This window comes from Photobacterium pectinilyticum, from assembly GCF_024357955.1.
In the GTDB taxonomy this organism is placed as follows: domain Bacteria; phylum Pseudomonadota; class Gammaproteobacteria; order Enterobacterales; family Vibrionaceae; genus Photobacterium; species Photobacterium pectinilyticum.
Genome location: NZ_JANEYT010000123.1, coordinates 1 through 9,512, shown reverse-complemented (window position 1 = coordinate 9,512; position 9,512 = coordinate 1). Strand labels below are relative to the sequence as shown.

The 9,512-nt window shown below is 44.2% G+C and carries 8 protein-coding genes; 4 read left to right on the top strand and 4 right to left on the bottom strand.

Features of this window, described 5'->3' with window-relative positions; translation table 11 throughout:
• A partial coding sequence (locus tag NHN17_RS24645; RefSeq protein WP_255045315.1) for a hypothetical protein occupies nt 1–252 on the top strand: 252 nt, incomplete at its 5' end.
• 28 nt (nt 253–280) lie between these two features.
• Here NHN17_RS24645 and NHN17_RS24640 read toward each other — a convergent pair.
• The 3 genes from NHN17_RS24640 to NHN17_RS24630 all read right to left on the bottom strand — a co-directional run bounded on the left by NHN17_RS24640 (nt 281) and on the right by NHN17_RS24630 (nt 4,316).
• Entirely contained in the window at nt 281–1,240 is a 960-nt protein-coding gene (locus tag NHN17_RS24640) for an SCO family protein (protein WP_255045314.1), read from the bottom strand.
• 71 nt (nt 1,241–1,311) lie between these two features.
• Nucleotides 1,312–3,384, bottom strand: coding sequence for a multicopper oxidase family protein (locus NHN17_RS24635; protein WP_255045313.1), 2,073 nt, complete (start codon nt 3,382–3,384; stop codon nt 1,312–1,314).
• Nucleotides 3,385–4,154: 770 nt separating this feature from the next.
• Nucleotides 4,155–4,316 carry a hypothetical protein gene (locus tag NHN17_RS24630; RefSeq protein WP_255045311.1) on the bottom strand — a complete coding sequence of 54 codons (162 nt, stop codon included), beginning with the start codon at nt 4,314–4,316 and terminating at the stop codon, nt 4,155–4,157.
• A 334-nt stretch (nt 4,317–4,650) separates the two neighbouring features.
• Between NHN17_RS24630 and NHN17_RS24625 the strand changes: the two genes are divergently transcribed.
• Both NHN17_RS24625 and NHN17_RS24620 read left to right on the top strand, forming a co-directional pair.
• Entirely contained in the window at nt 4,651–5,577 is a 927-nt protein-coding gene (locus NHN17_RS24625) for a TAXI family TRAP transporter solute-binding subunit (RefSeq protein ID WP_255045310.1), read from the top strand.
• Nucleotides 5,578–5,672: 95 nt separating this feature from the next.
• Complete coding sequence (locus NHN17_RS24620; protein WP_255045309.1) at nt 5,673–7,562, top strand: TRAP transporter permease; 1,890 nt, start codon at nt 5,673–5,675, stop codon at nt 7,560–7,562.
• A 94-nt stretch (nt 7,563–7,656) separates the two neighbouring features.
• Here the strand turns inward: NHN17_RS24620 and NHN17_RS24615 are convergent, their stop codons facing one another.
• On the bottom strand, nt 7,657–8,325 hold the full coding sequence (locus tag NHN17_RS24615) for a DUF3047 domain-containing protein (RefSeq protein WP_255045308.1): 669 nt from the start codon (nt 8,323–8,325) through the stop codon (nt 7,657–7,659).
• Between the two features lie 382 nt (nt 8,326–8,707).
• On the opposite strand from NHN17_RS24615, the gene NHN17_RS24610 reads away from it, so the two are divergent.
• Nucleotides 8,708–9,235 carry an NADPH-dependent FMN reductase gene (locus tag NHN17_RS24610; protein WP_255045307.1) on the top strand — a complete coding sequence of 176 codons (528 nt, stop codon included), beginning with the start codon at nt 8,708–8,710 and terminating at the stop codon, nt 9,233–9,235.
• Nucleotides 9,236–9,512 lie beyond the last annotated feature (277 nt).

Below are 9,512 nucleotides of genomic sequence, written 5' to 3'. Positions count from 1 at the left end.
AGCCAGCGATTGTCTTTAAAGAAATGGCATTGGCTGCTTGATATTGGAGAGTGTCGCACTTCGCAGTTGAATTCGGGCTTAAGCCCTATGTGGTTGATTTTAAAAACGCTGTTTTTAAATACGTGCGTGTTTTTGATTGTAAATGGTTGTGTAGATAGCAAATTTATGCAAAGTAATAACAGTGAATGTAAGGGAATGTTATTGTGTGGAGGCGAGGTGAAAGCCACCGCATATAGCCAGTGGCACAGTTAGTTGCATTGTCGCGGGAAGTGATGGTCTTTTAAGGTGTTGTTTTGGTTGCGTTTTGTGCAGTTAATTGGCTGTCTTGTTCTTTCATGAAGAGTATCAGCTCATCAATGTCATGTTGCGTTAGTTGTAAGTTTGGCATCGGAACTTGGTTGTACTCTTCAAACAATGCGATAGCGGTTGGATCTTTTTCTTCCAGCATTTTATCGGGTTCTTTTAACCAGCGTCGAAGCCATGATTCTTCTCGTCGTGTGGTAACTCCACTAAGGTTAGGACCTAATTTATTTTCTTCTAGCGAGTAAGAATGGCAGGTCACGCACCTTGTACGGTAGAGATAAAGTCCCTGTGATTCTTCATTGAGCTTTGGGGCTTTGTCATATGATGTATGTTGTGTTGTTGATGATGTCTGCCAGTTGTGAAGCCAATCACCGACCATGGCAGCAAGAACGGCTGTATCCTCGTAAGGGGAGCGCTTCATCCATCTTCCCGTTGCTTCGTTACCGATGATCAAGCTGAGATTGTGATCCAACTCGCCGTCATCAGACACTTCTAAGTCATCAATGGTTAATCCGAGCTTAGTTCGAAGTTCATTGATCTCTTCCTGGTTGCCGGTGAGAAAAAACCAACCTGGGCCAATTTGATATTGCTGAGCATAGTCATTGAGCCTTTCTGGAGTGTCATGCTCAGGGTCGATTGATATGGAATAGAAAAAGACATCTTTTCCAACGCGATCACCCAATTTTTTTTGCAGCGCCACTAATCGAGCAGTCTCCATCGGGCAGACGTTCTGACAGCGAGTAAAGATAAAATTGATGAGCACGACTTTGTCTTTCAGTAAATCATCATAGAATTTTACCTTGGTATTGTTATGGGTAATCAGCTCAGTATTCGGAAAGTAATTCTCTCGCCATTTAGCCGCCATTGCCGAAAAACTAACGGTCGCTAGTGACGTTAATAACATAGCCAATAAAGGTAGAGATTGATTTTTTTTCATTAAGAAATCTCCTAGATGGCAACATATTGTTGCCATCTAATTAGGCGTTTATCGGGAGTTTATTGAAGCGGTTAATCGTCGTTGAAATCCTTTTTGGCGTCCACATCCCCTTTCTTGTAGGTAGACAATGTAAAGGAATCGACATAGCCAACACCTTCCCATGTTGGCATTGGGGTTCTGATAGGCATGGTTTGCCCTGGCTTTTCAATATCCCAACGCAGTAACTGGGCATGATCTTCATGTTGAGTGTTGTGACAATGCTCCATATAGCTGCCCATAAACTCCCTGAATCGGATGGCCACAGTGACTTCACGGCTGCTGTCTTTGACATCACCTATTCGATAGATGTCTTTTCTTGCCCATTTTTCCCACTCTGGAGGTTTGCTACCGTCACGACTGAGGATCTGTCCTTCTTCGAAGTGAATATGGATTGGATGACTCCAGCCCCCGCCACCGCTAATGTGCCAGATCTCAACATCCCCGATGTTAGGTGCTGCCGACAGCCTTTTAGGATCGGCTGCAAACCCAGAGCCACCATCTGTTTTGATGGTCCACGGTGCGGAGTCTGTACCGCTGCTTCGACCAAACTCAAAGGAGCGATGTCGGGCGTTGGCTAATTCCGTTTTAGTGAATTTTGGACGCTTGATCATCTTCTGTTTACCTTTGACGAAATCAGCGGGGTTCATGCTGTGGTCGATACCTTCGTAACTCTTAACCCGAAACTCCATGAACTTCCCTACAGCAGGATCACAGGTGTTTCCTTTCTTAAAAGGGTCACTAAATGCTTTGGAACGGCTAAAAGTACTTTCAGGTTCCCGACCATCTTCATGCTCCATTAGGTTGACCAAGTAGATTTTAGTGCCAGGCTCAAATTGGCTGAAATCTATAATGATGTCATAGCGTTCACCAATTGCTTGGGTCGGAAGTTCGCCTTTTTCAAAGAAAACGCTGTGCTCCATGATGTTACCGTCATTAGCAATCATATAGACTGGCACAGGGTCTTTATCCTCGGTCATAACCGCAATTTTCATCCAACGGGAGACGGAAGCATTGAGGAGTCGGAAACGATACTGTCGAGCTCTGACATCCATATAAGGCATGTACTGCCAGTTCACCAACATCCGATCGCCAAGAAAGCCGTCTAGGTTAAATATATTGAAAAACAATTGCCCCTGTTTGTCCCAAGCCTTATCGGCCAGTATTAAATTAACGTCATAATCGCGGTTCCCCCAGTCGAGGTGAGAGCCACTGGGAAAACGAAGATTAACGCCGTCGTTGATATATTCATTACCTCGGTCTAATGAGCTATAGAGGTTCAGACTGGCAGCGTTGCCTTTATAGACATTTTGTGCAGTGAAATCGAGCATGTGATCATGGAACCAGAGTGAGCTCATTGTTTCTCTAAAGTCACCCGGTACTTTCCTTATTCCTCCATTGCCATCTGGGCCACCAGCTCGGTTATCTTTTCCTTTTTTATTGACGTGATCATGTCCCGCCAAAATCATTGGCCAACGATAGTCATAGTATTGGCCTGGAAAATAGAAAGCTTGAGTATACCCATCACTCTCTGCTGGGTTATGGCCATTGTGCTGGTGGGTGGTAATAGTGTGCAGGCCAAAGCCACTGTTGGCTGAGGGTGATATGGGTAACGCATTGTAGTGCCGGAACAATACCGGGTAGCCATAACGCATTTTCAATAACTTTGGTGGAAATGTACCGTCAAAAGTCCATAGCGAATTGGCTTGTTGAACTGGCATTTTAGGGTGAAACTGAGCGGGAATCCCGTTCGTGGTTGCCTTGAAATCATTGCTGAGGTTTGGCTGTTTATCCCAGTTAAAAGTGGAGTGGTAAAGGCCGCCATCTTTAAACTCATCGGATTGATATTGATGAGTTTGGTATTGATCGCGAAAACCTCGATTTACCCGCACGCCAGATTGTGCTGTAACAGTATACTCCTCAGGATAGAACTCGCTCCAACGTTGGTGTGCCCAGTCTATGCCTGGCGGTCGGCCTTCAGCAGGAGGATTGACTAAGCCTAGGCCAAGAACGCTGTTTATTTTATCTTTCCAAGGGTTGTGATCCGACGTATTAGCGTATGAACCAGAATGTGATTTATCCGGAATTGGATACAGGGTTTGTCCCATAAAGTTATCCAATTTATTACCGGCAGGTGATGAGTTTTTATCACTAGGGGTGGGGAAGGGGTTACCTGGATTTGATGAATATGGAAGCGGAATCGTCCCAAACTCTTCCAGTCGATAAAGAGCCTGTGTAAAGGGTTCGGCACCAAATAATGGACTTAGAGACGCCCCCGTGGGGATATCGCATTTAGCCTGCAGGTTACCAGAATATAAAATACATGAGATGATACAAGTTAGGGCTCCTGTTTTCGTTGTTTGATGATTTTTTCGTGTACCGCTTAAATTATTAGTATAATTTGTATTATTCATTTTGAATACCATACAAATAGAGTTGTCGTATTTACGTGTGGATTCGCCTACAGTTGATAGGCGATGAAGAAAGCGTAGCAGAATTAAAAAATGGCACAAATTGTATGGTTTTCTCTGTCGTTGCTAAGGTGTTGATAATTAGGTCGTATTCATCTTTGGTGGTAGCATTAATATATTGTAATGTATGGTTTTTTCTACATTTATTTTTTATATATAAAAAAGAAATAAAAAATCACCTGTAATAATTAAAGAGTTTTATTATTATAAATTTGTTTTTTAAATAATTGCAATTGTGTTTATTCTGTCTAGGTTATTTGTTGATCTAATGAGTAAACCTAAATAAAAGTTATAATTTAATGGTATTATTTTTATGTATTAAATATTTGTCTGTATTTATTTGACTTTATGTTGACAGTATTTGACTAGTTTGATTCATGGTTCGTGAAACTCCTGCACCATAACTGTTAATATCGAATCGATTTTGGGGGCGGTGTCTTTCGTTCAAGGTGACTCAAGTCAATTTTGTATTGCTGCTTTAATAAGTTGATAACCACATCTAACTCTCTTTTCGGGGCTTTGTTATTTACAAGGTAGTAGTAAAGATTGATGGCGCGCTCTTCAGCCATTGATACCTCCAAACAAGAATATTCAAGAGTGCGTTCAGCATAACCATTTCTGTAGTGATGATAATTGCGGTTGAGTGCAAATTACTTTTAATGTGTGATAACAATCTAAGCGGGGTAACGCAATTTATAATTTCGTTCTAAGCAGTGACGGCTACTGATGCCTTTAACACCACTGATATCTCATTTTCACAACTTTCACAATTTTAACATTTAAATGCAGTTTTATTTGATGCAACATCGGTATGACAATAAAACCTGATGCTTATGTGTCGAGCCTGATACTACGGTGTCAGGTCACCAATAATCAGACGTTCTAAATGAGAAGGAGTACTCAATGCGTTCAATGATCAAAAAAGGGATTATCTCTCTGGCACTGGCGGTTTCTTTACCCGTTGCGGCGGCTAACTACACCATAGGTACTGGTAGCCAAAGTGGGACTTACTACCCTTTAGGCGGTTTGCTGGCCAAGGTTTGGAGTGAGAATATCGAAGGTTTCAATATGCGCGCTGAAGTGACGGCGGCATCGGTAGAAAATGTTATTAAAGTGTCGACCCAGCAGCAACTTGCTGGTATCGCAATGGGTAACGTTGTACAACAAGCCTATCGAGGAACAGAGCCGTTCCCGCGCAAGATGGATGTCTCTGTGTTGTTTGCACTATATCCCAATGTTGTTCAGTTCATGGTTCCAGCAAATTCAGACATCAAGTCCGTTGCGGACTTAAAAGGTAAACGTGTTGCGCTGGGTGCGCCGGGCTCAGGTACGCGTGTGAGTGCGCTGAACATTTTGAAAACCTTGGGCATTGAAGAGGGTGACGTGCGCGGTCAAGCACTGAATTATACCGCGACCACTGAAGCGCTGGCTAACGGTCAGATTGATGCCGGCGTAATTGTGGGTAGCCTAGGTGTAGGTGCAATCACAGAGTTAGCGCTGACGCGTGATATCCGTATTTTGTCATTCAGTGATGAAGAAATAGCGAAAATCAACCAAGACAACGCTTCATACAGCGGTTTGGATGTTGATGCTGACAGTTACCGTAATGTTCCTGCCTTCCAGGCTCCAGCCGTTTGGAATGTACTTGTGGTAAAAGGGGACCTGGATAAAGACTTAGCGTACGAGATGACCAAGGTGGCTTTCGATAACATCGATCAGATCCGCCAGTCTATCGGCGTAACCAAGTTCACTACTGTTGAAAACATGAACAAGTTGGCAGGTATTCCACTGCACCCCGGCTCTCAGCAGTTCATGGATGAGAAAAAATAAATAACCGAAGTAAAACCTATCGGCATCGATGGTTGAAGTAATACCCCCGAAGTCACTCGGGGGTACATAACATTGCAGTTTACAAGGAGTTCGCAATGACCCATTCTTCGGCGTTAAATCACAGGATAACTGAGCGTTTAATGCAATTGGCAGCGGTTGCCGCCGTTGCTTTATCAGTGTTTCAAATTTGGCAGGGACTGACCGCCAACCTCTCCGCTCCTGTATTTCGCCCTGTCCACCTATGCTGGATCCTCGCACTGGTCTTTCTCGTGAAGCCTTTGGTGAAAGTGGACAACCGTTTCTACTTGCCTGCAAGGCTGGTTGATTTATCCATGGTATTGGCCACCCTGTGGGCTGCACAGCATATCGTCCGTTTTGACTATGATGACATTGGGTTCTTACTTGATGGGCTAGGGACTAATGATATTCTGGCGGGCTCTATTTTGATTGTGACCTTGTTGGAAGCAACACGGCGAACAGTCGGTATAGTCATGGTGGTGATTGCCGGATTCTTCTTGTCTTATGCCATGTTTGGCGACATCTTACCGGCCAGTGTGGCAAGCAAAGGCTTTGCACTGGATGAGATCATCCGTTTCCATATTTATTCCACTAACGGTGTGTTTGGTGCGCCACTGGCTATTGCAGCAGGGGTGGTATTTATTTTCGTGCTGTTCGGGGCTTTTTTACAAGTGACCGGAGCCGGACAGTTTTTTATTGATGCGGCGTTTGCTGTTGCGGGTAAATATCGTGGCGGCCCGGCGAAAGCGAGTGTGGTTGCTTCTGCGGCATTAGGGTCTATCTCGGGATCGGCGATTGCCAATACGGTGACCACTGGTGCTTTGACAATTCCAATGATGAAAAAGCTGGGCTATAAGCCTGAGCAAGCGGCAGGTATTGAAGCTGCAGCGTCTACTGGCGGGCAAATTATGCCACCAGTGATGGGAGCGGGTGCCTTTGTCATGGCCCAGTTTACCGGTATTGCCTATAGTGAAATCTTACTGGTTTCGATTGCCCCGGCCATTTTATATTTTGGTTGTACTTTGCTCTATGTTCACTTGATGGCCTGTAAGCTCGGCCTCAAAGGTATGGATAAAGTCACGCAGCTGAAAATAGTGATGAAGCAGGGATGGCATTTCATTGTTCCATTAATTTTGATCACCAGCTTATTGTTAATGAGCTACTCGCCAGTGCTGGTTGGTATTGCGGGTTGTAGTGCCATTTTGGTTGCGGCGATGTGCCGGAAACACAGTCGTATAAGTCTTCGTCTTTTCCTTGAAGGGATGAAAGAAGGGGCGCTACTGGCATTGCCTATTTCTGTTGCCTGTGCCACTGCCGGTATTGTGGTTGGGGTTGTTGGCCAAACCGGTATTGGCCTGCAGTTTACCCAGTTCCTGATGGCATTATCTGGTGGCTATTTGTGGTCGGTAATGGCGTTAATTGCTGTAGCTGCGGTGATTTTGGGAATGGGCTTACCAGTAACCGCTGCCTATATCGTGTTGTCAATTATGGCGGTGCCTGCGTTGACTGAGCTTGGCTTAAGCATTCTGGCCGCGCACATGATCGTGTTCTGGTTGTCGCAAACCTCAAATGTAACCCCACCCATTGCCTTGGCTGCGTTTGCCGGTGCAGGCATTGCCGGTGCTTCTCCTATGCAATCAGCGGTACAAGCATTCAAGTTGGCGCAGGGCTTCTTCCTGATCCCGTTGATGATGGCATTTTCACCGCTTATCTATGATGGCGAGAACTTGTTTGGCTTTATGTTTGCGATAGTGACCACCATCGCGCTTATTGTCGCCTTTGCTGGCGCGATTGAAGGGCGGTTGATAAAGCCGCTGTCAGTCGTGGAGCGCTTGGTATTGCTGATGGTGCCATTTGCACTGATTTTCAGTGGATTAGCGATTAAATTGGCAGCCGTTGCTGTAGTGATTGTGATTTTGTCACTTAACGCATTTCGCCGCAGGGAAAGTAGTGCGACGTCAGTATAGAGGCTAGACACAGTCAAAATGAAACAAAGGGGGGAGGTGAGGTGGCTTCCCCCTTATTTTATGCAACTATTTAAACTGATTATCTAATACCAACCTACTTTGCAGAAAAGAAGATATCGCCATAATAGGCTGTGACCGCCTGGTCGCTGTTATCGGTATCCGTCATGATGGCAATACCATTAAGATCGCGATAAGCCTCACGGTTAGCTTGCTCGCTTCCTTTATCCCCAAACATATTGATGAAATCTTGGTAGACATTTCGTTTTTCACTTTGCCATTGAGAAACGCTATCAGCTTCTCCTCGAATCGCTATCATTTGAACTTTTTCTCCGGCAAATGCATTACTCCAACGTGAAAATCGTGGTTGGTTGCTAGACCACACATAATTTATCGCCTTGCTGGATGAAGACAACAATTTAGTACCGATAGCTAAATAGATCCGGGCTGCGTAATCGTCCCCGTCCTTGGTGGTTTCATTGAGCCCCTTTAACTGATTCTCTACCCGCCAGGACCAATTAAGGTAAGGGGTTTCCACGAGATCGATGCGTATGGGCTTGGACAAGAGGGTTGCGCTGTTATTGCTGGTCGCTTTGAGCACGCGCTGGCCTTCAAGCCTAACTTGAACGTATTGGGTACGCCCTTGAAAGTGTTTTACTTTCCAAGTACCGAGTGCTTCGTGTTCAAATTCCGCTATGGGTAGTTCAACAGTGGCAAAAGCACTTAAGCTAAAGAGAAGCGGAGTTATTCGTAAAAGTATTGGCATGCAGATAATATTAGCAACGATAGGGGGCTTTCATGTCAGCACAGACCTTGTCAAGGTCAGTGCTGTTATGGGGTGATTCCTATGATGTTGTTTAATATTGTTAATTGACGACTAAAAACGGCTAGATTAATTCGGCGGCAAATTGATAGTGGTATTTGCCGCCTCTAATGGAGATTACACGTTTGAGATTTGACTCACGCTGGACGTTTAGTGAGCCTATGATCATGTAACTATAGTGCGTTGTAAAGTATATGCTTTGAGGACATCTTTTTTATGTTGTTTTATAAAGAGAAAGGTAAATAAGGCATCTAGTTTACTTCACTAATATGGGTTGCTAATGTTATCAGACATGCAAAATAGTTCATGATGAAAGGAAGCCAGAATGAAAGTTGTCGCCTTTGCTGCAAGTAACAGCTCAACGTCTATCAATAAACAACTCGTCACTTATGCCGCCTCGCAGTTAGAAGGCGTGAATGTCGAAGTCTTGGATCTTAATGATTTTGAGTTGCCTCTCTTTAGCCAAGATAAGGAAAAAGAGCTAGGTCAACCGTCACTCGCTCATGCTTTTCTCAGGAAGGTGCAATCTGCCGATGCATTGCTAATTTCATTCGCTGAGCATAACGGCTCTTACACGGCTGCTTATAAAAACTTGTTTGATTGGGTTTCGCGCATCGAGCCAAAGGTCTACCAAGATAAACCGGTTGTTTTGCTGTCGACATCTCCTGGTCCTAGTGGCGCTAAAAACGTATTGGCGGCGGCGGAGGCTTCTATGCCATTCTTTGGTGCTGAGGTGAAGGCAACCCTGTCAGTACCGAGCTTTTATGATAATTTCGACCCTGATAATGGCGGTATTATTCATCCAAGCTTAAACGATAAGATCGTTACTACGGTTCAGTTAATTCAACATTGATCTGATCTCTTCAAGTGGTGATGTTTTGCTGTACTTAAAGATAGTAGGATAACTTAACATTATTAAATGCCCTTACAATTTAAATATTCAAGGGCATTACTCCTAGTTATTCCCCATGCTGCACAACCAAAAATGCAAATTGTGATTGGTATTTTCAATATATATATTTTATCTACTGTTTATCAATCCGTTTAACTACACCCGATTTCAGATAATAAGTGCGACATTCATGGAAAGGTGTAGAAGAGGAAGCCAACTGCTGAAAGTGGTACGCTCT